This is a genomic window from Pseudomonas spartinae (genome assembly GCF_965197125.1).
Taxonomy (GTDB): domain Bacteria; phylum Pseudomonadota; class Gammaproteobacteria; order Pseudomonadales; family Pseudomonadaceae; genus Aquipseudomonas; species Aquipseudomonas composti_A.
On the sequence record NZ_CBDAMB010000002.1, the window covers coordinates 694,138 to 718,935 of the forward strand.

Consider the following 24,798-nt stretch of genomic DNA (forward strand, 5'->3'; position numbering starts at 1 on the left):
AAGCTGAGGCCTCCAGTCCTCGCTCCGGGAGTACCGAGATGCCTCGTATCTTCGATGACGCGCAACTGCACAACCAACCTGACGCCAAGACCCGGCGCAAACTGCAGGATCAGCGCCGTATGGCCTATCGCCGGGCCATCGAACACTATGCCGAGCAGTGCCAGCTGCAGCGTGAAATTGCCGATTTCCCCGAGTTGTTGGCCGCTGGCTACTCGCGACAGGCCGAGCGCACGCCGCGCCGCGCTGCCTGACCTTTGCTCGCCGCCCTGCCCATGCAGAGCGGCGATCTTGCCCGATTCTACGAACTTGTTGCCCGGTTCTGCTGATCTCTGCGGTTGGCGGCGACAGCCGCTTTGACGCCCTCTACAGTGATGGCCTGGCCCGCCTGCGTGCGGGGTTGACCGTGACCACCGGCAAGCCATGCCGGAACCATCAGACACCATCAGAACAAGGTGGGCAGACCATGATTACCCTGAATCTCAATGGCCACGACCACGAGTTGGACGTAGCCGATGACATGCCGCTGCTGTGGGCGCTGCGCGATGTCGCCAATCTCACCGGCACCAAGTATGGCTGTGGCATGGCCCTGTGCGGCGCCTGCACGGTGAACGTCGAGGGGCAGCCGACGCGCTCCTGTGTCACCCCGGTATCGGCGGTGGTCGGCAAGCGCATCAGCACCATCGAAGCGGTCGGCGAAGACGCCGTGGGCAAGGTGGTTCAGGACGCCTGGCGGCAACTCGATGTGGTGCAGTGCGGCTACTGCCAGTCCGGGCAGATCATGGCGGCAACGGCGCTGCTGAGCAGCAACAAGACGCCGAGCGACGCCGATATCGATGCGGCCATGAGCGGCAATATCTGCCGCTGCGCCACCTACGTGCGGATTCGTGCCGCTATCCATCAAGCGGCCGAACAACTGGCCTGAGGAGGCGCGTCATCATGGGCAAGATCGAAACCCCCGATAGCGCCGCTCGCGGCATTCTCAATGTCAGCCGTCGTTCGTTGCTCAAGGGCACGGGCGGGCTGGCGCTGGGCATTTTCTTCGCGCCGCTGATACGCGGCATGGATGCACTGGCCGCCGCTGCTCCGCTGGAGCCGAACGCCTTCGTGCGCATCGATCTCGATGGCAGCGTGACCGTGCTGGCCAAACACCTGGAGATGGGCCAGGGCAGCTACACCGGCCTGGCCACATTGCTGGCCGAAGAGCTGGATGCCGACTGGGACAAGGTACGCGTCGAAGGCGCACCGGCCGATGTGAAACGCTACAACAACTTCGCCTTCGGCCCGATGCAGGGCACCGGCGGCAGCACCGCCATGGCCAACTCCTGGGAGCAGATGCGCAACGCCGGGGCCACGGCCAAGGCCATGCTGGTGGCCGCTGCGGCGCAGCGCTGGGGCGTGCCGGCCAGCGAAATCCGTGTCGACAAGGGTGTGCTCAGCCACGCCTCCGGTCGCAGTGCCGGCTTCGGTGAGCTGGTCGAAGCGGCGGCAGCGCTGCCGGTGCCCGAGCAGGTGCAACTCAAGGACCCTAAGGATTTCAAACTGATCGGCAAGCGTGAACTGCGCCGCAAGGACAGTCCGGGCAAGACCGATGGCAGCGCTGTGTTCACTCAGGACTTCAAGTTGCCGGGCATGCTGGTGGCCGTGGTCGCCTATCCGCCGCGTTTCGGTAGCGTGCTGCGCTCGGTCGACAGCAGCAAGGCCAAGGCCGTGCGTGATGTGGTCGAAGTGGTGGAATTTCGCGACCTGCCCCATGGTCGCTCCGGGGTCGCGGTGCTGGCGAAGAACACCTGGGCCGCGCGCCAGGGTCGTGATGCCCTGGTGATCGACTGGGACGAGAGCCAGGCCTTCACTCTCGGTAGCGAGGAGATTCTCGCGCAGTACCGCGACAGCGCGGGCAAGCCCGGCTTGCCGGCAGCGAGCAAGGGCGACGCCGATGCGGCGCTGGCCCAGGCGGCGAAAACCGTCGAGGCTGACTACGAGTTCCCTTACCTGGCCCATGCGGCGATGGAGCCGATGAACTGCCTGGTGAAACTCTCCAGCGACCGCTGTGAAATCTGGAACGGCGAGCAGTTCCAGACCGTCGACCAGGCCATGATCAGCGGCTACCTGGGCCTCAAGCCCGAGCAGGTTGCCCTGACCCAGCTGTATGCCGGCGGCAGTTTTGGCCGTCGCGCCAGCTCGGTCTCGGACTATCTGCTGGAGGCGGTGGCGATCACCAAGGCTGCGCGTGACAAGGGCGTGGATGCGCCGGTGAAGATGGTCTGGACGCGCGAGGACGATACCCGTGGTGGTTCCTACCGCCCGCTGTACCTGCACCGCGCACGCATTGGCCTGGATGAGGCTGGCAAGCTGCAGGCCTGGCACAACCGCATCGTTGGGCAATCGATCATTGCCGGCACCTCGCTGGAGCCGTTCATGGTCAAGGATGGCGTCGACCACACTTCCGTCGAAGGCGTCTCCAACCTCTCCTACGCCGTGCCCAACCTGCAGGTGGAGCTGAGCACCCCGAGCAATATCAAGGTGCCGGTGCTGTGGTGGCGCTCGGTTGGCCACACCCACACCGGCTATGTCGCCGAAACCATGATCGACGAGGCTGCGGTCGCAGCAGGGCAGGACCCCTACGCCTACCGTCATGCGTTGCTGGAAAGCCACCCGCGTCACCGCGGCGTGCTGGAGCTGGCCGCCAAGCAGGCCGGTTGGGACAAGCCGCTGGCCCCCGCTGGCGAAGGCGAGAAGCGTGGCCGTGGCATTGCCGTGCACGAGTCGTTCGGCTCCTTCGTGGCGCAGGTGGCCGAGGTCACGGTCAAGGCCGATGGCAGCTACCGCCTGGATCGCGTGGTGTGTGCCGTGGACTGTGGCATCGCCATCAACCCGGACGTGATCAAGGCGCAGATGGAGGGCGGGATCGGCTTCGGTCTGGCGGCGGCCCGGCACAGTGCGATCACCCTGAAGGAAGGGCGGGTCGAGCAATCGAACTTCCACGACTTCCAGGTGCTGCGCATGAACGACATGCCCAAGGTCGAGGTGCATATCGTGCCGTCTGCGGAAAACCCCACCGGTGTCGGTGAGCCGGGTGTGCCGCCGTTGGCGCCGGCCCTGGCCAATGCGCTGTTCGCCGCGACCGGGGTGCGTTTGCGCAAGCTGCCGTTCCCGGCGCAGATCAAGGCCTGAGTTCAGGTGCGCTAGACACGACGCCCGGGCAATTGCCCGGGCGTTTTGTTTCGGCCAGTCGCGGCTAAAGCCCCTCCCACAAGGGGCGCGCCAGGCGGTAGATCGGATGGGGTTAGAGGGGGCGCTTTCGGCTCGGGCATCCTGCTTCGTTCTACCTCCTGCATTTATGCAGTCGTAGCGGCGAGTTTTTTGAGTATTGATCGCGGCTGAAGCCGCTCCTACGGGGGGCTGTGTCGGGAGTTAGATCGGCAGCAGCGCGCGGTGTCGCTTTGTGTGGGAGCGCTTTCGGCTCGGGCATCCTGCTTCGCTCTAGCTCCTGCATTCATGCAGTCGTAGCGGCAAGTTTTTAGTATTGATCGCGGCTGAAGCCGCTCCTACAGAGGCTGTGTCGGGCGTTAGACCGCACGGTGCCGCTCTGTGTAGGAGGCGCTTTAGCGGCGAGCTTTTGCGGTTGATCGCGGCTGAAACGGAGCGCCGCTCCGACAGAGGTGCTGCGTCAGGCCGTAGCCCGGATGCAATCCGTGGGCGCTCAGGAGGCGGTCAGCCTGGTCGCGGTTTCGATCTCGCTGCAATCCAGCGGCGTTGGCGTGTGGATTGCCGCCTGGCGATGCTTGAGCATGCCACCGTCGCGTTGATTCAGCGCAGCCGTCATCTCGGCGAGGATGGCCGTGGCCACGCTCTCCGGCGTATCGCCGCCGATATCCAGGCCGATGGGGTAGTGCAGGCGATCCAGTGCCGGCAGTTGCCCGGTGTGCTGGCTGATCTCGCCCAGCAGGCGCTCGGTGCGGTCACGCGGCCCCAGCTGCCCGATGTAGGCCGGGCTGCCCTGCAGTACATGGCCCAGCCAGTGGCGGTCCTGGCTGTAGCTATGGCTCATGATCGCCACCAGGGCGCCGTCGGTGAGCGCGTGCAGGTCATAGGGCGGACGTGCATCGACCTGCAGTACGGCGTCGGCATCGGGGAAGCGTTCGGCGCGGGCGAAATGGGCGCGGCCATCGACCACGGTGACATGCCAGTCCAGCAGCTTGGCCATGTGGGTCAGCGGCTGGGCGTCGTGGCCGGCGCCAAAGATCACCAGGCGGCGTTGCGGCGCCAGGTATTCGCAAAACACTTCGATCTCGCCACGCTCGTCGCGGTAGCTGCGCAGCGAGGAGCGGCGCTGGCTGAGGCTCTGCTGCAGGTCGGCACGCACCTCGGCGTCGAGTGCAGGGTCGAGCATGCGGCTGCGGTCGGTCAGCGCCGGATGCAGGTACAGGCGTTCGCCCACGCGGACACGGGCATTGCGGTAGCTGCCGATTACCGTCGCCACCGCCCCGGCCTGACCGCTTTCACGCACCCGGCGCAATAGATCGAGCACCGCCAGCGGCTGTTCCGCGCTGTGGCGTTCGAGCAGTACGTGCACGGTGCCGTTGCAGCCGAGGCCGAAGGTCAGCGCGGCGTCCTGGTCGTCATCGTCGTCCTCGGTGGCCGTGCTGTAACGGCGGACCACGGCGTCGCCGCCATCGGTCAGCCACCAGGCCTTCTTCGCCACTTCGGACTCCAGGCAGCCGCCGCTGATGGTGCCCACGGTGCCGCCGTAGAGCGGGATCAGCATGCGTGCACCGGGGCGGCGGTAGGCCGAGCCTTCGACCTTGACCACGGTGGCGAGCACGGCCTGGCCGTTGTCGTGTTCGAGCGCGCGGATAGCGCCGAGCAGGGCGCTGGTTCCCGACAGCATAGGTTTCTCCCAGGCAGTTGAGGCAGGCCGATACGAGGCGGCTGCCAGGCTGCCAATGTCCTGTATGGCCGTTGAGAAGGGTTAGGCCGATCCTGCGAGATTCTTGCCCGATCCTGCGCTGCAGGCCTGAAAACGCTCGGCCAGCTTGCCGATATGGGCGCGCTCGGTGCGGATGAAGTCGACGAAGGCCTGCGCCACCGGTGACAGGCGCCGGCCACGGATATTCACCACGCACCAGCTGCGCTGCAAGGGCAGCTCCACCACCGGCAGCTCGCGCAGCAGGCCATGCTGCAACTCCAGGCGCACGGCGTGGCGGGGCAGTAAGGCAAGGCCGAGGCCAGCCAGCACCGCCTCGCGCTGCGACTCCAGTGAGCCGATCTCCAGGGTGTGCGGGAAGTGCGCGCGTTTCTGGTGGCAATACTCTTCGCAGGCGCGACGGGTGCCCGAGCCGCTTTCGCGGATCAGCAGCGGGTAGGGGGTGAGATCCGGCAGGTGCAGGCTGTCTGCCTCGCACAGGGGATGGTCCGGTGGCGCCACGGCGATGATCGGGTTCTCGAGGAAGGGCATGAAGTCCAGCGCCATGTCCTGCGGCACCTGGCTCATGATCATCAGGTCGTCGCGACTCTGGGTCAGGCGGCGCACCACCAGGGCATGGTTGACCACGGTCAGGTTCAGGCTGACTTCCGGGTAACTGCGGCGAAAGTCGGCGAAAAGATGGGGAATGAAGTACTTGGCGCTGGACTCCACGCACAGGTTCAGCTGCCCCTGCAGCGAGCCCTGCAAGTCCGACAGCTGCATGTCCAGGCTTTCCAGACGGCCGAAGATATCGCTGCTGGCGCGGCGCAGTGCCTGGGCGGCTTCGGTGAGGTAGAGCTTCTTGCCGACGTATTCGAACAGCGGCTGGCCGACCAGTTCTTCGAGCTGGCGAATCTGCAGGCTGACGGCTGGCTGGGTCAGTGCCATTTCTTCGGCAGCGCGGCTATAGGAGCCGTGTTCGCACACGGCGCGAAACACCTGAAGCTGGCGCAGCGTCATGCGAAGCAGGGTTTTACGCACGTTTTCGTCCTCGTTCGATCAATACATAAATAATTACTTATGCATGATCAAATAATTATTCATTTTTGTTAATTCGTATAGCCGGATAGGGTTTGCCCACGTTTGCAACCAACTGTTGCAGCGGCCCTTGCAGCTCTGCGCTGAGGATTGGATCGTGATAAGAAAAATACTGATCGCTAACCGTGGTGAGATCGCCGTCCGCATCGTGCGGGCCTGCGCCGAGATGGGCATCCGTTCGGTTGCGATCTACTCCGATGCGGACCGCCATGCCCTGCATGTAAAGCGTGCCGATGAAGCGCACAGCATTGGCGAAGACCCGCTGGCCGGCTATCTGAACCCGCGCAAACTGGTCAACCTGGCCGTTGAAACCGGCTGCGATGCACTGCACCCCGGCTATGGTTTTCTGTCCGAAAACGCAGAACTTGCAGAGATCTGCGCCGAACGTGGGATCAAATTCATAGGTCCGAGCGCGGAAGTCATCCGCCGCATGGGCGACAAGACCGAGGCCCGCCGCAGCATGATGGCCGCTGGCGTACCCTGCACTCCGGGCACCGAAGGCAACGTCGCCGATCTGGCCGAGGCCCTGCGTGAAGCCGAGCGTATCGGTTATCCGGTGATGCTCAAGGCCACTTCCGGTGGTGGCGGGCGCGGCATTCGCCGTTGTAACTCGCGCCCCGAGCTGGAGCAGGCCTACCCGCGTGTCATCTCCGAAGCGACCAAGGCCTTCGGCAGCGCGGAAGTGTTCCTGGAAAAATGCATCGTCAATCCGAAGCACATCGAGGCGCAGATCCTCGCCGACAGCTTCGGCAATACCGTGCACCTGTACGAGCGTGACTGCTCGATCCAGCGCCGCAACCAGAAGCTTATCGAGATCGCCCCCAGCCCGCAGCTCACCCCCGAGCAGCGTGCCTACATCGGCGACCTGGCCGTGCGCGCCGCGCAGGCCGTGGGTTACGAGAACGCCGGTACCGTGGAGTTCCTGCTCGCCGAAGGCGAGGTGTACTTCATGGAAATGAACACCCGGGTGCAGGTGGAGCACACCATCACCGAGGAAATCACCGGCATCGACATCGTCCGCGAGCAGATCCGCATCGCCTCGGGGCTGGCCCTGTCGGTCAAGCAGGAAGACATCATCCACCGTGGTTATGCCCTGCAATTCCGCATCAACGCCGAGGATCCGAAGAACAACTTCCTGCCCTCGTTCGGCAAGATCACCCGTTACTACGCGCCCGGCGGCCCTGGCGTGCGTACCGACACGGCGATCTACACCGGCTACACCATTCCGCCTTATTACGACTCGATGTGCCTGAAGCTGATCGTCTGGGCGTTGACCTGGGAAGAGGCGATGGACCGTGGCCTGCGCGCACTGGACGACATGCGTGTGCAGGGCGTGCGCACCACCGCACCTTATTACCAGGAGATCCTGCGTAATCCGGAGTTCCGTAGCGGCCAGTTCAACACCAGCTTCGTCGAAAGCCATCCGGAACTGACCCAGTACTCGATCAAGCGCAACCCGTCGCACCTGGCCATCGCCATCGCCACCGCCATCGCTGCCCACGCGGGCCTGTAGGGGACATCATGAGCAAGAAGATCACCGTTACCGATACCGTCCTGCGCGATGCCCACCAGTCGCTGCTGGCCACGCGCATGCGCACCGAAGACATGCTGCCGATCTGCGACAAGCTCGACCGCGTTGGCTACTGGTCGCTGGAAGTCTGGGGTGGCGCCACCTTCGACTCGTGCGTGCGCTTCCTCAAGGAAGATCCGTGGGAGCGCCTGCGCCAGCTCAAGGCCGCGCTGCCCAACACCCGGCTGCAGATGCTCCTGCGCGGGCAGAACCTGCTCGGCTACCGCCACTACAGCGATGACGTGGTCAAGGCCTTCGTCGCCAAGGCGGCCGTCAACGGCATCGACGTGTTCCGCATCTTCGACGCGATGAACGACGTGCGAAACCTGCGCGTGGCCATCGAGGCGGTCAAGGCCGCTGGCAAGCATGCCCAGGGCACCATCGCTTACACCACCAGCCCGGTGCACACCACCGACGCCTTCGTCGCCCAGGCCAAGGCCATGCAGGCGATGGGCATCGATTCCATTGCGATCAAGGACATGGCCGGCCTGCTCACGCCCTATGCCACCTTTGCGCTGGTCAAGGCGCTGAAGAGCGAAGTCGACCTGCCGGTGTTCATCCACAGCCATGACACCGCCGGCCTCGGCGCGATGTGCCAGCTCAAGGCCATCGAAGCCGGCGCCGACCATATCGACACCGCCATCTCCAGTCTGGCCTGGGGCACCAGCCACCCGGGCACCGAATCGATGGTCGCCGCGCTCAAGGGCAGCGAGTTCGACACCGGCCTGGACCTGGAACTGATTCAGGAAATCGGCATGTACTTCCATGCCGTGCGCAAGAAGTACCACCAGTTCGAGAGTGAGTTCACCGGCGTGGATACCCGCGTGCAGGTCAACCAGGTGCCGGGCGGGATGATTTCCAATCTGGCCAACCAGCTCAAGGAACAGGGCGCGCTGAACCGCATGAACGAGGTGCTGGAAGAGATTCCGCGCGTGCGCGCCGACCTCGGCTTCCCGCCGCTGGTGACCCCGACTTCGCAGATCGTCGGCACCCAGGCGTTCTTCAACGTGCTGGCCGGCGAGCGCTACAAGACCATCACCAACGAGGTGAAGCTGTACCTGCAAGGCCGCTACGGCAAGGCGCCGGGCAAGGTCGACGAGCAACTGCGCAAGCAGGCCATCGGCAGCGAGGAAGTCATCGACGTGCGCCCGGCCGACCTGCTCAAGCCTGAGCTGGCGCGCCTGCGTGAAGAGATCGGCAGCCTGGCCAAGTCCGAAGAGGACGTGCTGACCTTCGCCATGTTCCCCGATATCGGGCGCAAGTTCCTCGAAGAGCGCGCCGCTGGCACCCTCAAGCCGGAAGAGCTGCTGCCCATGCCCAATGGTCAGGGCGCGGCGGCACCGGTGGGTGGCGAAGGTGTACCGACCGAGTTCGTGGTCGACGTGCATGGCGAAAGCTACCGCGTGGACATCACCGGTGTCGGCGTCAAGGGCGACGGCAAGCGCCACTTCTACCTGTCCATCGACGGCATGCCGGAAGAAGTGGTGTTCGAACCGCTCAACGATTTCGTGGCGGGTGCTGGCGGCAAGCGCAAGCAGGCCGGTGCGCCGGGCGACGTGTCCACCACCATGCCGGGCAACATCGTCGATGTGCTGGTCAAGGAAGGTGACACGGTCAAGGCCGGTCAGGCGGTACTGATCACTGAAGCAATGAAGATGGAAACCGAAGTGCAGGCGCCGATTGCCGGCAAGGTCAAGGCCGTTCACGTGGCCAAGGGCGACCGCGTCAATCCGGGCGAAGTACTGGTGGAAATCGAAGGTTAACCTCTATGGAGCCCGGCCTGTTGGATGGGCAAGTTTGACGGGGGTGTAACCCGGGCTCCTTTTTTATTCGCAGGCGTTTCGCATGAGGCGCCTCAGGGTTTGAGACCCAGGAGTCGCAAGGCTCTTTTTTTTACTGCAGTTCTCTGGCCATGCCCCAGGTGCGCAAGCACAGCGCGGGCGATCAGCACCGCTGGCGCGGGGCATGGTCTTTTCCTTCAGCCGGCCGGAGCCTTGACTCCGGCCGGCGCGTTTCAGCTCTGCGGGAAGCGTGAGCGCGGCGTAGCCATTGGAATCTTGTCGCCATCGAGCGGCAGGAAGCTGCCCAGTTCGGCGTCGTAGGCCTTGATCTGGCTGGTTTCGATGTCATACACCCAGCCATGGATGAACAACTGACCGCGCGCCAGCTTGGCCGCCACCGACGGGTGAGTGCACAGGTGGTTGAGCTGCGCCACCACGTTCTCTTCGGTGAGCACCGCCAGGGTTTCCTTATCGTCGCTGCAGTTGCAGTTCTCGGCCACCACGCTGCGTGCCACCTCGGCATGGCGCAGCCAGGCTTTTACCGTGGGCATGGTTTCCAGCGACGCCGGGTTGAGTACTGCCTTCATCGCGCCGCAGTCGGAGTGACCGCAGACGACGATGTGTTGCACGCCCAGGGCCATCACCGCGTATTCGATGGCGGTGGAAACGCCGCCCATCATCTGCCCGTAGGCTGGCACCACGTTACCGACGTTGCGGTTGACGAACAGGTCGCCAGGCGAGCTCTGGGTGATCAGTTCCGGCACCACGCGCGAGTCGGCGCAGGTGATGAACATGGCGCGTGGGTTCTGGGCGGTGGCGAGCTTCTTGAACAGCTCTTCCTGTTGCGGGAACACCTCGGTACGAAAGCGTTTGAAGCCGTCGACGATGCTGTGCAGCGCCTGTTCGGCAGTTTCGTTGCCCTCATGGGTCTGAAGCGGAATCACCTGGTGTTTGTAAGGCATGCCCTGAACCTCTTTGTTATCGAAAATACGCAGCTAAAACGACTGCCGCTGCGCTGCGCGAGTCACACCGCAAGTTTCTCCTGCGCCAGACGGTGCGACAACCGGCAGATTCTCTCAATTGAGGCACGATGTTAGCGGCCGGGCGCGCCGCCGAACGTCAGCCGCGATGGTGGCTGCGGAAGAAGTCGATCAGGCCCTGGGTGGATGCGTCCTCGGTGCCGCTGGTCGCGCTGCCGACCATGCGCGAATAGACGCCCTTGCCCAATTCCTTGCCCAGTTCCACGCCCCACTGGTCGAAGGCGTTGATGCCCCAGATCACGCTCTGCACGAAGACCTTGTGCTCGTAGAGGGCGATCAGCGCGCCCAGGCGGCCGGGGCTGACCCGCTCCAGCACCAGGGTATTGCTCGGACGGTTGCCGGGCACCACCTTGTGCGGCGCCAGGCGCTGCACTTCGTCTTCGCTCAGGCCCTGGGCGCGCAGCTCGGTTTCGGCCTCCGCGCGGCTCTTGCCGAGCATCAGCGCCTGGCTTTGCGACAGGCAGTTGGCGAACAGCCACTGGTGGTGGTCGGCCACCGGGTTGTAGCTGCTTACCGGGACGATGAAGTCTGCCGGGATCAGCTGCGTGCCCTGGTGCAGCAACTGGTGGTAGGCGTGCTGGCCGTTGCAGCCGACACCGCCCCAGATCACCGGCCCGCTGGCGATCTGCAGGGCGCTGCCATCCTGGCGTACGCGCTTGCCGTTGGACTCCATGTCCAGTTGCTGCAGGTGCTTGGTGATGTTTCGCAGGTAATGGTCGTACGGCAGGATGGCGTGGCTCTGCGCGCCCCAGAAATTGCCGTACCAGACGCCGAGCAGGGCCAGCAGCACCGGCATGTTGCGTTCGAACGGCGCCTGCTGGAAATGCAGGTCCATGCGATAGGCGCCGGTGAGCAGCTCCTTGAAGTTGGAGATACCAATGGACATGGCGATCGGCAGGCCGATGGCCGACCACAGCGAGTAACGCCCGCCGACCCAGTCCCACATCGGCAGGATGTTTTCCTCGCGAATGCCGAAGGCGCAGGCCGCTTCGACGTTGCTCGATACCGCCATGAAGTGCCGGTGCAGCTCGTCTTCGCTGCCACCCTGGGCCAGGTACCAGCCGCGCGCGGCCTGGGCGTTCTTCAGGGTTTCCAGGGTGCCGAAGGTTTTCGACGAGACGATGAATAGGGTGGTTTCGGCGCACAGCTTGGCGGCCAGCTCCTGGAACGAGCTGCCATCGATATTGGCCAGATAGTGGCAGCGCACGCCGCGCTGGGCGAAGGGCAGCAGCGCCTCGGAGACCAGTTGCGGGCCGAGAAAGGAGCCGCCGATGCCGATGTTGACCACGTCGGTGATCGGCTTGTCGCTATAGCCGCGCCACAGGCCATGGTGCACACGGCCGACCAGCTCGCTCATGCGCTGCAGCGCGTGGTGTACCTCTGGCATCACGTCCACGCCGTCGACCAGCACGCGGTCGCCCAGGGGCCGGCGCAGCGCCGTGTGCAACGCCGGGCGGCGTTCCGAGGCGTTGACCTTAGCACCCTCGAACAGCGCTGCGATGGCCTGCGCCAGGCCGACGTCGCTGGCCAGGTCGACCAGCAGGCTGCGCGTGCGCTGGTCGATCAGGTTCTTCGAGTAGTCGAGGAACAGGCCGCAGTCATCCAGGGAAAAACGGCTGAAACGCTGTGGGTCGTCGGCGAATGCCTGGCGCAGGCTGAAGCCGTCCAGCGCCTGACGATGTTCGCTCAGCGCCTGCCAGCTGGGCAGTTGGGTGACGTCCTGGGTGGGCGGGGTGTAAGGCATGGGGCAACCCTCTTCAGCGCGCTGCCAGGTGATGGCGATCCAGCTCATGCAGATAGGGCAGGTCAGGGCCGACCCGCGAGCAGGTCAGCGCAGCCGCCTCGATGGCCAGGCGCAGCATGTCGTTGACCTGCTCGCGGCTCAGCGTCGCCAGTGCCTCGGGGGCGTCCAGATCGTGGCGGGCCAGGTAACTGAGCAGCGCGGCCTGGAAGGTATCGCCGGCGCCGACGGTGTCACGGGTGTACACCTCCACCGCCGGTGCCGACCAGTGCCCGTGGCGGCTGTGGACGCTGGCGCCCTTGCTGCCGTGGGTGAGAAACACCAGTTGGCAACGTTGGTTGAGCCAGCTTGCGGCGACCTGCTGCGGCTCGCGCTCGGGGTACAGCAGCTGCAGATCCTCTTCGCTGACCTTGATCAGATGCGCATAGCCGGCGAAGGCTTCGACCCGTTCGCGCCACAGCGCGACATCCGGCGCCGGGCCGAGGCGTACGTTGGGGTCGAGGCTGATCAGGCGTCTCTGATGTTCGCGCTGTACCAGCGCCAGCAGCGTGCTGGCCACCGGCTCCACCACCAGGGAAAATGAGCCGACATGCACGCCGCGCACCTGTGCATCTAGTGTCGGCAGGTGCTCGGCCTGCAGCAGGCGGTCGGCGCAGCCCTCGCCACGGAAGGAATACTGTGGCGAGCCGGCGGCATCCACGCCGACCATCGCCAGGGTGGTCGGCGCCTCGCTGGCGATCAGGTAGGCATCGCTCACGCCTTCGTCGTGCAGTACCTGACGCAGGCGCTGGCCAAGGTGGTCCGAGGAAATCCCGGTGAACAGCGCCGAGTTGGCGCCCATGCGGCGCAAGCCCAGCGCCACGTTGAACGGCGAGCCACCGGCGATGGCCTTGAACACCAGCTCATTGCCACGTGCGCCATCACCCTGGATGAACACGTCGAACAGCGCTTCGCCACAGACCAGGTACATGTTCCTCTCCCTAATGAATCAAGGCGTGATCACGCCGGTTTGCTATTGGCAAGCAGGCTGACCTGCTCGCGGTAGCGTTGATAGACCTGTTCGTACTGCGCCGTGCGTGCCGGGTCCGGCTGGGTTTGCGTGCCGACATCGAGGTGCACGCACCGCTCGCACAGCGCGGCCAGCTGCGCCTGGTGATCCGCTCCGGGCGTCAGGCACCAGGCGGCCTGGATCGCAGCGCCCAGCGCGGCGGCTTCGGTGTGCTGCGGGCAGACCAGCGGCGTGCCCATGATGTCGGCGATCACCTGGCGCCACACCGGGCTCTTCGCTGCGCCGCCGATCAGGCGGATGGTCTGGTTCTGCAGGCCGCTGGCGCGCAGCAGGTCGAGACCATAGCGCAAGCCGAAGCTGGTGCCCTCGACTACCGCCCGGCACAGGTTGGCGCGGGTCAGGTTGTCGCTGTCCATGCCCAGCAGGCTGGCGCGCGAACTGGGCAGCGCCGGCACCCGCTCGCCGTTGAAGAACGGCAGCATCAGCAGACCCTCGGCGCCGATCGGCGACTGCTCGACCAGCGCGCCGAACGCCTGGATGTCCAGCTCCAGCAGTTGCTGGATCAGTCCGGTGGCGCTGGTCAGGTTCATGGTGCAGATCAACGGCAGCCAGCCACCGCTTGATGAGCAGAAGGTCGCCACCTGCGGGTGCGGGCTGATCATCGGCTGCTCGCTGTAGGCGTACAGCGTGCCGGAGGTGCCCAGGCTCATGGTGATCGCCCCGGGGCGAATGTTGCCGGTGCCGATGGCGCCCATCATGTTGTCGCCGCCGCCGCTGGCCACCACGGCCTGCGGGTTCAGCCCCAGTTGCCGGGCGATCTGCGGGCGGATGTGGCCCACCGGCTGGTGCGCCTCCAGCAGGTGCGGCAGCGCGCGCTGCAGGCGCCCGCTGGGGTCGATGAAATCCAGCAGTGCGCCGTCCCAGCGGCGTGTGCGCACGTCGAAATAGCCCGTGCCGGAAGCGTCACCGTACTCGCTGCAGGCGCGCCCGGTGAGCCAGTAGTTGAGGTAGTCGTGCGGCAACAGGATATGCGCGATGCGCTCGAACAGCTCGGGGTGCTGCTCGCGCGTCCACAGCAGCTTGGACACCGTGTAACCGGGGGCGATGGCCACGCCCAGGCGCTGCAGCGAACCGGCTTCGCCGCCGAGATGATCGAGCAGGCGCTGGTTCTCCGGTGTTGACTCGGTATCGCACCAGAGCTTGGCCGGGCGCAGCACTGCGCCCTGCTCGTCGAGCAGGACCAGCCCATGCTGCTGGCCGGAGACGCCGATGCCAAGAATCTGCTCGCCGCGAACGCCAGCGGCCGCCAGCGCCTGGCGCGTGGCCTGCTCGAAGGCCTCCAGCCACTGCTGCGGCTGCTGCTCGCGGCGGCCGTTGGCCGCGCTTTGCAGTGTATGGCTGGCGCTGCCGGCGCCGAGCACCTGGCCGCTGTCGGCGTCGAGTACCAGGGCCTTGGTGCCCTGGGTGCCGCAATCGATGCCGAGGTACATGCTCAGAGCTCCCGCATGCGCTCGATCAGCAGCGCTTCCAGGGCGAGCTGATCGGCATGGAACTGGCGAATACCCTCGGCAAGTTTCTCGGTGGCCATGGGGTCTTCGTTCATCTGCCAGCGAAACTGCGCTTCGTCGAGCGGGCTCGGCGCTGGCTCGCGACGGCCGTCATCGGCCAGTGCCCGCTGTAGCTCCGTATTGGATTGTTCCAGTTCGGCGAGCAGGGCAGGGCTGATGGTCAGCCGGTCGCAGCCGGCCAGGGCGAGCACTTCACCGATGTTGCGAAAGCTCGCCGCCATTACCACGGTGGCGTAGTCATGCTGCTTGAAGAAGCGATAGACCTGGCGCACCGACAATACGCCGGGATCGTTCTCGGCGTCGAAGCTGGCGTCCGGGCTGTGCTGCTGGTGCCAGTCGAGAATGCGCCCGACGAAGGGCGATACCAGATAGATGCCGGCCTCGGCGCAGGCGCGGGCCTGGGCCAGGTTGAAGATCAGCGTGAGGTTGCAGCAAATGCCCTCGCGTTCCAGCTGGCGCGCCGCCTGGATACCTTCCCAGGTGGCGGCGATCTTCACCAGCACACGCTCGCCGGGCACGCCCAGTTGCAGGTAGCGCTGATGCAGCGAACGCGCCCGCGCCACTGTGGCTGTCGTGTCGAACGACAGCGCTGCCGGCACTTCGGTGGAAACCTTGCCGTCGATCGCTGCGAGAATCTCCACGCCCATGCTCACCACCAGTTGGTCGCAGGCTTCGGCGATGATCGTCGGGGTCGCAGTGCCGCTGGCCATTGCCTGGCGCAGCGCGTCGTCCATCTGCTGGCGGTACTGTCCGGCTCGCAGCGCCTTGAGGATGATCGACGGGTTGGTGGTGGCATCCTCGGGTCGGAAGCGCTCGATGGCGGCGCGGTCGCCCGTATCGGCGACCACCACGCTGTACTGCCTGAGTTGGGCGAGCGGGCTGGGCATGTGCGTCTCCGGGGCTCAGGCGTGCAGCAGGTTGTGCAGGGTCTGGCTGACGCCGTGCTCGCGCAGGCTGGCCAGGCAGCGTTCGAAGGCGGCGACGAACTCGGCCGACCGCCCCGGGGCGCTGCCGAAGATCGCCTCCTCGCCGAGTATCCGCGCGGTGATCTGCGCATCGTCGGCCACCAGTGCCTGGCAGTGCGCGGCACGCGGGTCGGGAATCTTGTAGCGTGTTCCGTTCTCGTCCACACCCTTGAGGTACAGCGCCCAGGCCGCGACCACCAGCGCTACGCGATCCAGCGGCTTGCCGTCTTCGATCAGGCGATGCAGGGTCGGCACGATGAACTTGGGAAACTTCGACGAGCCGTCGGAGCAGACGCGCTCCAGCTGGTCGGCGATGGCCTGGTTGGAGAAGCGCTCGATCAGCGTGTCCTTGTAGGTGCTCAGGTCGATGCCCGGCACCGGTGCCAGCTGCGGCGTCACGTCGAGGTCCATGAACGCACGCACGTACTGGCGCAGCAGCGGGTCGTTCATGGTCTCGTGGACGAAGCGATAGCCCTTGAGAAAGCCCAGGTAGGTCAGCGCCAGGTGGCTGCCGTTGAGCAGCTTGATCTTCATCTCCTCGTAGGGCGTGACGTCGTCGGTGAACTGCACGCCGACCTCCTGCCAGGCCGGCCGGCCGCTGACGAACTTGTCTTCCAGCACCCATTGCACGAAGGGCTCGCAGACCACCGGCCAAGCGTCTTCGACGCCGTGCTGCTCAGCCAGTTGCTGGCGGTGGGCGGCGCTGGTCATCGGCGTGATGCGGTCGACCATGGCGTTGGGGAAGCTGACGTGCTGGTCGATCCAGCTGGCCAGCTCAGGGTCGGCCAGCCGGGCGAAGGCCAGCAGCGCCTTGCGCGTGACATCGCCGTTGTGCGGCAGGTTATCGCAGGACATCAGGGTGAAGGCTGGCGTGCCGGCGGCGCGACGTTTGGCCAGGGCGGCGCAGAGAAAGCCGAACACGCTTTGCGGCGACTCGGGGTGGCGCAGGTCGTGGGCGATGGCCGGCAGCTCGGCGAGAAATTCTCCCGTGCTGTCGTCGATGCAGTAGCCGCCTTCGGTGATGGTCAGCGAGACGATGCGAATCGCCGGATCGGCCAGTTTGTCGATCAGCGCCTGCGGCGACTCCTCGGCCAGCAGCATGTCGCTGATCGCGCCGATCACCCGCACGGGCAGGTTCGGTGTGTCGCCCAGTTCGACCAGGGTGTAGAGGTAATCCTGGCTGGCCAGGGCGTCGCGCATGGCGCGGTCCTCGGCGCGTACGCCGACCCCGCAGATGCCCCAGTCGAGCGCTAGGCCCTGGTTCATCAGGGCGTCGGTATAGACCGCCTGGTGGGCGCGATGAAAGCCGCCGACACCGATATGGGCGATGCCGGTGCGGATCGTGTCCGCGGAGTAGCTGGGCAGCGCGACAGCGCCGCCAAGCCGGGAAAGCTGCTGGCGATTGAGTTTCATCTGGAACATCCCGTGGTGGAGCGGCGTCAGGCGGCCTGCTGCAGTGGTTTGGCGACGGCCTGGCCATCGGCGTCGAAGAGGTGGCAGTGCGCCGGCTCGAAATCCAGCGACAGGGCCGCGCCGTAACGCGGCGCGAAGTCGCCGCGCACGCGCACCGTGAGCATCTCGCCCGAGCTGCAACGCACGTGGCAGAAGGTGTCGCTGCCCAGGCGCTCGCTGACATCGGCGCTCACCTGCAGGCGCCCGGCGCCGGCGTTGACCACGTTGAGGTGCTCCGGGCGCACGCCCAGGGTCACGCTGCTGCCGACGCCGAGGCCGGCGGCGGACAATGGCAGTTGCAGCTGCGTGCCGCATTCCAGTTGCACACTGCAGCTGTCGGCCTCGACCTTGCTCAGGGTGCCGCGCAAGAAGCCCATCTTCGGCGTACCGAGAAAGCCGGCGACGAACAGGTTGGCCGGGTGGTGATACAGCTCCAGTGGCGAGCCGACCTGCTCGACGCGCCCGCCATTGAGCACCACCACCTTGTCGGCCAGGGTCATGGCTTCGACCTGGTCGTGGGTCACGTAGATCATGGTGGCCTGCAGGTCCTTGTGCAGGCGCGCCAGCTCCAGACGGGTCTGCACGCGCAGGGCAGCATCGAGGTTGGACAACGGCTCGTCGAACAGGAAGATCTTCGGGTTGCGCACGATGGCGCGGCCAATGGCCACGCGCTGGCGCTGACCACCGGAGAGCTGCTTGGGCTTGCGTTCGAGCAGCGCGTCGAGTTGCAGGATGCGCGCGGCGTCGGCCACCTTGGTCTCGATCTCCTGCTTGCCCACCCGCGCCAGGTCGAGGGCGAACGACAGGTTCTTGCGCACGGTCATGTGCGGGTACAGCGCGTAGGTCTGGAACACCATGGCCAGGTCACGCTTGGCCGGCGCCATGTCGGTGATGTCCTGGCCGTCGAGCTCGATATGGCCGCTGCTGACTTCCTCGAGGCCGGCGATCAGCCGCAGCAGGGTGGACTTGCCACAGCCCGAGGGGCCGACGAAGACCACGAATTCGCGGTCGCGGATGTCCAGGTCGACGCCCTTGATGATCGCCGTGCCGTCGAAGCCTTTTTGCAGATTGCGGATCTTCAGATCAGCCATGTTGAAGGTCTCCCGTTATTTCACCGCGCCGAAGGACAGGCCGCGTACAAGTTGTTTTTGGCTGATCCAGCCGAAGATCAGGATGGGCGCGCAGGCCAGGGTCGAAACGGCGGAAAGCTTGGCCCAGAACAGGCCCTCGGGGCTGGAGTAGGAGGCCACCAGGGCGGTCAGCGGGGCGGCGGCGGAACTGGTCAGGTTGAGCGACCAGAACGCCTCGTTCCAGCACAGGATCAGCGACAGCAACATGGTCGAGGCCAGGCCGCCACGGGCGATCGGCAGCAGCACGCGGACGATCTCCTGCCAGGTGGTGGCGCCGTCCAGACGCGCCGCTTCGAGGATGTCCACGGGGATGTCCTTGAAGTAGGTGTAAACCATCCACACGATGATCGGCAGGTTGATCAGGGTGTAGATGATGATCAGCGCCAGGCGCGAATCGAGCAGGCCGAACTGCTTGGCCAGCAGATAGATCGGCACCAGCACGCCGACCGGCGGCAGCATCTTGGTCGACAGCATCCACAGCAGCGTGGCCTTGGTGCGCTTGGTTTCGAAGAAGGCCATGGAGTAGGCCGCCGGCACCGCCAGTAGCATGCACAGCAGCGTCGCGGAGACGGAGATCAGCACCGAGTTCCAGGCGAAGGCGAAGTAGTCGCTGCGCTCGTTGATGTGCAGGTAGTTCTCCAGGGTCGGGGTGAAGATGAACTGCGGCGGCGTGGCGAAGGCGTCGATCTCGGTCTTCAGGCTGGTCAGCACCATCCAGAAAATCGGGAAGAAGATCAGCGCGGCGATGGCCCAGGCCAGGGCGCCGACCAGCACGCTTTGCAGGCGACGGGATTGCTTGAGGGTCAGCATGCTTCGCTCCTACTGCCGGTCGGTCAGGTTCTTGCCGATCATGCGGATCAGCACGATGGCGGCGATGTTGGCGATGACCACCGCGATCAGCCCGCCCGCAGACGCCATGCCGACGTCGAACTGCAGCAGGGCCTGGTTGTAGATCAGGTAGGCGAGGTTGGTCGACTCGTAGCCGGGGCCACCACTGGTGGTGGTGTAGATCTCGGCGAACACCGAGAGCAGGAAGATGGTTTCGATCATCACCACTACCGCAATCGGCCGCGCCAGGTGCGGCAGGGTCAGGTGCCAGAAAATGGCGATGGGGCCGGCGCCGTCGAGGCGCGCGGCTTCCTTCTGCTCCTGATCCAGCGACTGCATGGCGGTCATCAGGATCAGGATGGCGAACGGCAGCCACTGCCAGGACACGATCATGATGATCGAGAACAGCGGATAGTGCGCCAGCCAGTCCACCGGCTGGGCGCCGAAGAATTGCCAGACGGCGGCGAGAATCCCCGATACCGGGTGGAAGATCAGGTTCTTCCACAGCAGCGCGCTGACCGTGGGCATGATGAAGAACGGCGAGATCAGCAGCACCCGCACGATGCCGCGGCCGAAGAACTCGCTGGCCTCCAGCAGGGCGGAGATCAGCACGCCGAGCACCACGCTGATCAGCAGCACGCTGCCCACCAGCAGCACGGTATTGCCCGCGCCGGAGAGGAAGGCGGCATCGGTGACGAAGTACTCGAAGTTCTCCAGACCGACGAAATCGTTCTCGCCGGGATACAGCAGGTTGTAGCGGATCAGCGAGAAATAGACGGTCATGCCCAGCGGCACGATCATCCAGATCAGCAGCAGAAGCACCGACGGGCTGACCAGGTACCAGCCGGGCGCCAGACGCCGGGGCTTGTGCCCGCCGAGCGTGCTGACCTGCGTTGCGGGTGAGTCGATGGCCGGAGAATTCATCATGCCTCCGAGGGCGGTGTCGTGGTGACAGAGACGCGGTGTGTAGGCGTAGGGTGAACGCCGCTCTTTTTGTCCGCCTATGGCGACATCGAGCGGTGGACAAGCTTCGCGTTGTCCACCCTGCAGATGGCTACTTCGGATACCCGGCGCGTTTCATTTCCCGTGCGGTGCTCTGCTGCGCGGCTTGCAGGGCCTGTTCCGGCTGCATCTGCCCGGTCAGCGCGGCGGCGAACAGCTTGCCGACACTGGTGCCGATGGCCTGGAACTCGGGAATGGTCACCAGTTGGATTCCCACGTAGGGCACGGGCTTGGCGCTGGGGTCGGCCGGATCGGCCTTCTTCAGCGAATCCAGGGTGACCTTGGCGAACGGCGCGGCCTGCATGTAGGCATCGCTGTAGGTCGAGTTACGAGTGCCTGGCGGCACGTTGGCCACGCCATCGGTGTCGGCCACCAGCTTGGCGTAGGCCTGCGAGGTGGCCCAGGCGCTGAAGGTCTTGGCGGCGTCCTTGGACTTGGAGCTGGTGGGAATCGCCAGCGCCCAGGAATACAGCCAGGAGGCGCCCTTGTCGGTGACCTGGGTCGGCGCGAAGGTGAAGCCCACTGCGTCGGCGACCTTGCTCTGGGACTTGTCGGTAACGAACGAGCCGGCCACGCTGGCATCGACCCACAGCGCGCACTTGCCGCTGTTGAACAGCGCCAGGTTCTCGTTGAAGCCGTTGCTGGAGGCGCCGGGTGGGCCGTACTTGTTCATGTTGTCGACGTAGAAGTTCAGCGCGTTCTTCCACTCGCTACCGGTGAATTCCGGTTGCCACTGTTCGTCGAACCAGCGCGCACCGTAGGCATTGGCCAGGGTGGTGATCAGCGCCATGTTCTCGCCCCAGCCGGCCTTGCCGCGCAGGCACAGGCCGTAGACGCCCTTGTCCGGCTGATGCAGCTTGCTGGCGAATTCGGCCATCTGCTCCCAGGTCGGTTGTTCGGGCATGCTCAGGCCGGCCTGCTCGAACAGGTCCTTGCGGTAATAGGTGATCGAGGCTTCGGCATAGAACGGCAGGGCGTACAGCGTGCCCTTGGCGGACAGGCCTTCGCGTACCGAGGGGAAGACGTCGTCGAGGTCGTAGTCGGCGGGCAGGTCGGTCATCGGCTCCAGCCAGCCTTTCTCGCCCCACAGTGCCGCTTCGTACATGCCGATGGTGAGCACGTCGAACTGGCCGCCCTGGGTGGCGATGTCAGTGGTCAGGCGCTGGCGCAGCACGTTCTCCTCGAGCACCACCCACTTGAGTTTGATGTCCGGGTTCTGCTGTTCGAAGGTTTTCGACAGCCGCTGCATGCGGATCATGTCGCTGTTGTTGACCGTGGCGATGGTCAGGGTTTCGGCGCCCTGGGCGACTACGGTGAGGGACAGGCAAGAGGCTGCAACGAGTGCTTTGATCGAGTTGTTCATGCTTGTGAACTCCTCTCCCGCGCCGGCACGGCTACGGAAGAACGTTATTGTTTTTGTTTCGCTCGGGCCGGATTACACCCCCGCAGGCCCGCGCGGACAAATCCTTGAGTGCACAGTGATCGATACTTTTTTGCACTGTCAGGGCAAATGAAAACCAGCCTCGCTATCGAGGAAGCTGCCTGGAATCAGGGTTGAGGAGGGTATTGCTGCAGAGCGGCATGGCCGATTCAGTACAGGTTTTGTTCGGTCAGGCGCTGCACCGCGAGCTTGCGATAGCCCGAGGGCGTCATGCCCTTGAGCTGCTGGAAGCGGCGGTTGAAGTTGGAAATGTTGCTGAAGCCGGACTCGAAGCATACGTCGGTCACCGGCTTGTCGCTCTTGCTCAGCAGCTCGCAGGATTTGCTCACGCGCAGGCGATTGACGAACTCGACGAAACCACGCCCGGTGGCCTGCTTGAAGAAGCGCGAGAAGTAGCTGGTGGTCATGCCCAGGTGTTCGGCGACCTCTTCCTGGGTGATGCCCTGAGCGTAGTGCTGGAAGATGTAGTCCACCGCCCGGTTGATGCGTTCGACATGCTGTTCGTCGCCCAGCTCCGACGAGGTCACGGCCGAGAGCAACTGGTAGTCCTCGCTGCCGGCCAGCAGCTCCATGAGGATGAAGAAGTGGCCCAGACGGGTGATGCCACGGCTGCTGGCGATCTTGCCCATCAGCACGGCGGCTTCACGAATCAACTGTGGGTCGCGGAACTCGATGCCGAACTGCGCGCGGGCCAGCAAGGGTTGCAGGGTCTTGAGCTCGGCGAACACGGCGGTGCCGCTTTCCAGCACTTCGTCGGTGAAATTGACCAGCATGTCGCGGGTCTCCACCACCTCGCCTTCCTCGACCTGGCTGATCCAGTTGTGTGGCAGGCCAGGGCCGGTGAGGAACAGGGTATGGGGGGAGAAGTTGCCGATGTAGTCGCCGATGAATACCTTGCCGGAGCTGGCGACGATCAGGTGCAGCTCGTATTCCTTGTGGAAGTGCCAGCGCACCAGGGGCGAGGGAAAGCCATGCTGACGGTAGATCAGCGAATGACCTTCATGGTCGTCCATCAGCTCGTAGGACGGGTCGGCTACGCGAGATGTGCGGGTCATGGGCAGTGCCGGTCAAAGCCTCGGTTGCTCACGTTTTAACATATCGCGACCTGCTGCCAAGTCAGAGCAGGCTCAATTGCGCACCTGGCGGGCAGAACTGCGAACAGTCCAGCATCACGCTGCCGCGTCGATCCAGGCCGAACCTGCGCCGCGCCAGGCGAAAGCGCTGCTCCAGCAGATCGGCGAACTGGCCCTCGCCACGCATGCGGCTGCCGAAACGGCTGTCGTAGTTCCGGCCGCCACGGCTCTGGCGAATCAGGCTCATCACGTGGGCGGCGCGATCCGGAAAGTGCACCTGCAGCCACTCTTCGAACAGCTCGGCGATTTCCAGCGGCAGGCGCAGCAGCACGTAGCCGGCGGAGCGGGCGCCTGCATCGCGGGCGGCTTCGAGCAGCGCTTCCAGCTCCATGTCGTTGATCATGGGAATCATCGGGGCACAGATGGCGCTGACCGGTACGCCCGCCTCGTGCAGCGTGCGCATGGCCCTCAGGCGCGCCGCTGGCGCGGCGGTGCGCGGTTCCATGATGCGTTTGAGCTCGTCGTCCAGGGTGGTCAGGCTGAAGGCCACGCTGACCAGGTTGTGGCTGGCCAGCTCGCTGAGCAGGTCGAGGTCACGCAGGATCAGCGAGCCCTTGGTGATGATGTGCAGCGGGTGCTTGTAGCGCAGCAGGATTTCCAGCGCCTGGCGGGTCAGGCGCTGTTCGCGCTCGATGGGTTGGTAGGCGTCGGTGTTGATGCCCAGAGCGATGGGTTGCGGCACGTAGCCGGGCTTCTGCAGTTGTTCTTCGAGGCGCTCGGCCAGATTGGTCTTGGCGATCAGGCGGGTTTCGAAGTCGATGCCGGGCGACATGTCCCAGTAGGCATGGCTTGGCCGGGCGAAGCAGTAGATGCAGCCATGCTCGCAGCCACGGTACGGGTTCACCGAGCGGTCGAAGCCGACGTCCGGCGAGTTGTTGCGGGTGATCGCCGTCTTCGCCTTCTCCTGGCGCACTTCGGTGGCGCGGCTGGGCGGCGTTTCGTCCTGATACCAGCCGTCGTCTTCCCGCTGCGAACGGGTGGGCGCATAGCGGTTATGCGGGTTGCTGGCGGTGCCACGGCCACGTGGCGGCAGGCTGATGGACATGCTCGGACTCCAAAATATACTGTATAAAAATACAGTTATTTGAGAGCCGAGCAAGTCCCTTCTATCGCTGCGTCGATCAGGCCGCCGCGATCTGTGGCGCTTCCTCGCGCTTGGCGTAACGCTGCGCCAGCACCGCGCAGACCATCAGCTGGATCTGGTGGAACAGCATCAGCGGCAGGATCAGCACGCCGATGGTGCTGCCGGCGAACAGCACCTGGGCCATGGGCACGCCGGTGGCCAGGCTCTTCTTCGAACCGCAGAAGAGGATGGTGATGCGGTCTTCCTGGTTGAAACCCAGCCATTTGCCCAGCAGGTGGGTCATCAGCAGGGCCAGGGCCAGCAGCACGCAGCAGGCGGCAATCACCATCAGCAGGGTGGTCAGCGGCACCTGCTGCCACAGGCCGCCAATGACCGCAGCGCTGAAGGCGGTGTAGACCACCAGCAGGATCGAGCTCTGGTCGACGTATTTCAGCCAGCTCTTGTTCTTGGTGACCCAGCCACCGATCCAGCGCTGGGCGACCTGGCCGAGCACGAACGGCAGCAGCAGTTGCAGGCTGATCTTGCCGATGGCGTCCAGCGTCGAGCCGTTGTCGCCGTGCACGCCCATCAGCAGGGCCACCAGCAGCGGGGTGAGGAAGATGCCGAGCAGGCTGGAAGCCGCCGCGCTGCAGATCGCTGCCGGGATATTGCCGCGCGCCAGCGAGGTGAAGGCAATGGCCGACTGCACGGTGGCCGGCAGCGCGCAGAGGTAGAGCATGCCCATGAACAGCTCGGTGCCCAGCAGCGGCTCCAGGGCAGGGCGCAGCGCCAGGCCGAGCAGCGGAAAGAGGATGAAGGTGCAGGCGAACACCAGCAGATGCAGGCGCCAGTGCCCGGCGCCGGCGAGAATCGCCTGGCGCGACAGCTTGGCGCCGTGCATGAAGAACAGCAGGGCGATGGCCAGGTTGGTGATCCACTCGAAGATCGTGGCGACCTGGCCACTGGCAGGTAGCAGCGTGGCGGCGAGTACCACGGCGAGCAGGGTCAGGGTGAAATTGTCGGGCAGCAGGCGGCGCAGGAACATGGCGAATCTCGGACTTGCGATACAGGAGG

Annotated in this window: 20 protein-coding genes; 5 read left to right on the plus strand and 15 right to left on the minus strand. The window is 65.0% G+C overall.

Annotation, left to right across the window (positions count from 1 at the left end; all coding sequences use genetic code 11):
- The first annotated feature begins 38 nt into the window (after window positions 1-38).
- The 3 genes from ACN8M7_RS07040 (at window position 39) to ACN8M7_RS07050 (ending at window position 3,171) form a co-directional block, all read left to right on the plus strand.
- On the plus strand, window positions 39-251 hold the full coding sequence (locus ACN8M7_RS07040) for a PA3496 family putative envelope integrity protein (protein WP_061238694.1): 213 nt from the start codon (window positions 39-41) through the stop codon (window positions 249-251).
- Window positions 252-463: 212 nt separating this feature from the next.
- Window positions 464-922 carry a (2Fe-2S)-binding protein gene (locus ACN8M7_RS07045; RefSeq protein WP_490260248.1) on the plus strand — a complete coding sequence of 153 codons (459 nt, stop codon included), beginning with the start codon at window positions 464-466 and terminating at the stop codon, window positions 920-922.
- 14 nt (window positions 923-936) lie between these two features.
- Window positions 937-3,171 carry a xanthine dehydrogenase family protein molybdopterin-binding subunit gene (locus ACN8M7_RS07050; protein WP_490260249.1) on the plus strand — a complete coding sequence of 745 codons (2,235 nt, stop codon included), beginning with the start codon at window positions 937-939 and terminating at the stop codon, window positions 3,169-3,171.
- 529 nt (window positions 3,172-3,700) lie between these two features.
- Here the strand turns inward: ACN8M7_RS07050 and ACN8M7_RS07055 are convergent.
- The gene (locus tag ACN8M7_RS07055; RefSeq protein ID WP_490260250.1) at window positions 3,701-4,888 is read right to left on the minus strand and encodes an XdhC family protein; all 1,188 of its coding nucleotides are present in this window, start codon (window positions 4,886-4,888) and stop codon (window positions 3,701-3,703) included.
- Window positions 4,889-4,969: 81 nt separating this feature from the next.
- Complete coding sequence (locus tag ACN8M7_RS07060) at window positions 4,970-5,944, minus strand: LysR family transcriptional regulator (RefSeq protein WP_061238690.1); 975 nt, start codon at window positions 5,942-5,944, stop codon at window positions 4,970-4,972.
- A 154-nt stretch (window positions 5,945-6,098) separates the two neighbouring features.
- Here ACN8M7_RS07060 and ACN8M7_RS07065 point away from each other — a divergent pair, with 154 nt between their 5' ends.
- Both ACN8M7_RS07065 and oadA read left to right on the plus strand, forming a co-directional pair.
- Window positions 6,099-7,514, plus strand: a complete 1,416-nt coding sequence (locus tag ACN8M7_RS07065) for an acetyl-CoA carboxylase biotin carboxylase subunit (RefSeq protein WP_061238689.1) — start codon at window positions 6,099-6,101, stop codon at window positions 7,512-7,514.
- Window positions 7,515-7,522: 8 nt separating this feature from the next.
- On the plus strand, window positions 7,523-9,334 hold the full coding sequence (gene oadA / locus ACN8M7_RS07070; RefSeq protein ID WP_061238688.1) for a sodium-extruding oxaloacetate decarboxylase subunit alpha: 1,812 nt from the start codon (window positions 7,523-7,525) through the stop codon (window positions 9,332-9,334).
- A gap of 251 nt (window positions 9,335-9,585) precedes the next feature.
- On the opposite strand, the gene ACN8M7_RS07075 is transcribed toward oadA, so the two are convergent.
- The 13 genes from ACN8M7_RS07075 to ACN8M7_RS07135 all read right to left on the minus strand — a co-directional run bounded on the left by ACN8M7_RS07075 (window position 9,586) and on the right by ACN8M7_RS07135 (window position 24,769).
- Window positions 9,586-10,314 (minus strand): carbonic anhydrase, encoded by a 729-nt coding sequence (locus ACN8M7_RS07075; RefSeq protein WP_490260251.1) that lies wholly within the window; start codon window positions 10,312-10,314, stop codon window positions 9,586-9,588.
- 157 nt (window positions 10,315-10,471) lie between these two features.
- Window positions 10,472-12,136, minus strand: coding sequence for a glucose-6-phosphate isomerase (gene pgi / locus ACN8M7_RS07080; protein ID WP_490260252.1), 1,665 nt, complete (start codon window positions 12,134-12,136; stop codon window positions 10,472-10,474).
- Window positions 12,137-12,149: 13 nt separating this feature from the next.
- Window positions 12,150-13,103 (minus strand): carbohydrate kinase family protein, encoded by a 954-nt coding sequence (locus tag ACN8M7_RS07085; protein ID WP_490260253.1) that lies wholly within the window; start codon window positions 13,101-13,103, stop codon window positions 12,150-12,152.
- A 29-nt stretch (window positions 13,104-13,132) separates the two neighbouring features.
- A complete protein-coding gene (gene xylB / locus ACN8M7_RS07090; RefSeq protein WP_490260254.1) occupies window positions 13,133-14,632 on the minus strand; it encodes a xylulokinase in 1,500 nt (499 codons plus the stop codon).
- A 2-nt stretch (window positions 14,633-14,634) separates the two neighbouring features.
- On the minus strand, window positions 14,635-15,597 hold the full coding sequence (gene tal, locus ACN8M7_RS07095) for a transaldolase (protein ID WP_490260255.1): 963 nt from the start codon (window positions 15,595-15,597) through the stop codon (window positions 14,635-14,637).
- A 15-nt stretch (window positions 15,598-15,612) separates the two neighbouring features.
- Window positions 15,613-17,088, minus strand: a complete 1,476-nt coding sequence (locus tag ACN8M7_RS07100; protein ID WP_490260256.1) for a mannitol dehydrogenase family protein — start codon at window positions 17,086-17,088, stop codon at window positions 15,613-15,615.
- A 26-nt stretch (window positions 17,089-17,114) separates the two neighbouring features.
- Window positions 17,115-18,218: an ABC transporter ATP-binding protein gene (locus ACN8M7_RS07105; RefSeq protein ID WP_490260257.1), complete on the minus strand. Its 1,104-nt coding sequence runs from the start codon at window positions 18,216-18,218 to the stop codon at window positions 17,115-17,117.
- Between the two features lie 15 nt (window positions 18,219-18,233).
- Window positions 18,234-19,067, minus strand: a complete 834-nt coding sequence (locus ACN8M7_RS07110; protein WP_061238681.1) for a carbohydrate ABC transporter permease — start codon at window positions 19,065-19,067, stop codon at window positions 18,234-18,236.
- Between the two features lie 9 nt (window positions 19,068-19,076).
- Window positions 19,077-20,009 carry a carbohydrate ABC transporter permease gene (locus ACN8M7_RS07115; RefSeq protein WP_490260258.1) on the minus strand — a complete coding sequence of 311 codons (933 nt, stop codon included), beginning with the start codon at window positions 20,007-20,009 and terminating at the stop codon, window positions 19,077-19,079.
- A gap of 130 nt (window positions 20,010-20,139) precedes the next feature.
- Window positions 20,140-21,450, minus strand: a complete 1,311-nt coding sequence (locus ACN8M7_RS07120) for an ABC transporter substrate-binding protein (RefSeq protein WP_490260259.1) — start codon at window positions 21,448-21,450, stop codon at window positions 20,140-20,142.
- Window positions 21,451-21,677: 227 nt separating this feature from the next.
- Window positions 21,678-22,583, minus strand: coding sequence for an AraC family transcriptional regulator (locus ACN8M7_RS07125; RefSeq protein ID WP_061238678.1), 906 nt, complete (start codon window positions 22,581-22,583; stop codon window positions 21,678-21,680).
- 61 nt (window positions 22,584-22,644) lie between these two features.
- Window positions 22,645-23,706: a PA0069 family radical SAM protein gene (locus tag ACN8M7_RS07130; RefSeq protein WP_061238677.1), complete on the minus strand. Its 1,062-nt coding sequence runs from the start codon at window positions 23,704-23,706 to the stop codon at window positions 22,645-22,647.
- 76 nt (window positions 23,707-23,782) lie between these two features.
- Window positions 23,783-24,769, minus strand: coding sequence for a bile acid:sodium symporter family protein (locus tag ACN8M7_RS07135; protein WP_490260260.1), 987 nt, complete (start codon window positions 24,767-24,769; stop codon window positions 23,783-23,785).
- Window positions 24,770-24,798 lie beyond the last annotated feature (29 nt).

Bases quoted from the DNA above. Each gene is read 5' to 3' on its own strand.
- tal (WP_490260255.1), bottom strand. From the start codon at position 15,597: ATGCCCAGCCCGCTCGCCCAACTCAGGCAGTACAGCGTGGTGGTCGCC.
- ACN8M7_RS07120 (WP_490260259.1), bottom strand. From the start codon at position 21,450: ATGAACAACTCGATCAAAGCACTCGTTGCAGCCTCTTGCCTGTCCCTC.
- ACN8M7_RS07110 (WP_061238681.1), bottom strand. From the start codon at position 19,067: ATGCTGACCCTCAAGCAATCCCGTCGCCTGCAAAGCGTGCTGGTCGGC.
- ACN8M7_RS07125 (WP_061238678.1), bottom strand. From the start codon at position 22,583: ATGACCCGCACATCTCGCGTAGCCGACCCGTCCTACGAGCTGATGGAC.
- xylB (WP_490260254.1), bottom strand. From the start codon at position 14,632: ATGTACCTCGGCATCGATTGCGGCACCCAGGGCACCAAGGCCCTGGTA.
- ACN8M7_RS07055 (WP_490260250.1), bottom strand. From the start codon at position 4,888: ATGCTGTCGGGAACCAGCGCCCTGCTCGGCGCTATCCGCGCGCTCGAA.
- ACN8M7_RS07040 (WP_061238694.1), top strand. From the start codon at position 39: ATGCCTCGTATCTTCGATGACGCGCAACTGCACAACCAACCTGACGCC.
- ACN8M7_RS07085 (WP_490260253.1), bottom strand. From the start codon at position 13,103: ATGTACCTGGTCTGTGGCGAAGCGCTGTTCGACGTGTTCATCCAGGGT.
- ACN8M7_RS07045 (WP_490260248.1), top strand. From the start codon at position 464: ATGATTACCCTGAATCTCAATGGCCACGACCACGAGTTGGACGTAGCC.
- oadA (WP_061238688.1), top strand. From the start codon at position 7,523: ATGAGCAAGAAGATCACCGTTACCGATACCGTCCTGCGCGATGCCCAC.
- ACN8M7_RS07135 (WP_490260260.1), bottom strand. From the start codon at position 24,769: ATGTTCCTGCGCCGCCTGCTGCCCGACAATTTCACCCTGACCCTGCTC.
- ACN8M7_RS07105 (WP_490260257.1), bottom strand. From the start codon at position 18,218: ATGGCTGATCTGAAGATCCGCAATCTGCAAAAAGGCTTCGACGGCACG.
- ACN8M7_RS07115 (WP_490260258.1), bottom strand. From the start codon at position 20,009: ATGAATTCTCCGGCCATCGACTCACCCGCAACGCAGGTCAGCACGCTC.
- ACN8M7_RS07130 (WP_061238677.1), bottom strand. From the start codon at position 23,706: ATGTCCATCAGCCTGCCGCCACGTGGCCGTGGCACCGCCAGCAACCCG.
- pgi (WP_490260252.1), bottom strand. From the start codon at position 12,136: ATGCCTTACACCCCGCCCACCCAGGACGTCACCCAACTGCCCAGCTGG.
- ACN8M7_RS07050 (WP_490260249.1), top strand. From the start codon at position 937: ATGGGCAAGATCGAAACCCCCGATAGCGCCGCTCGCGGCATTCTCAAT.
- ACN8M7_RS07075 (WP_490260251.1), bottom strand. From the start codon at position 10,314: ATGCCTTACAAACACCAGGTGATTCCGCTTCAGACCCATGAGGGCAAC.
- ACN8M7_RS07100 (WP_490260256.1), bottom strand. From the start codon at position 17,088: ATGAAACTCAATCGCCAGCAGCTTTCCCGGCTTGGCGGCGCTGTCGCG.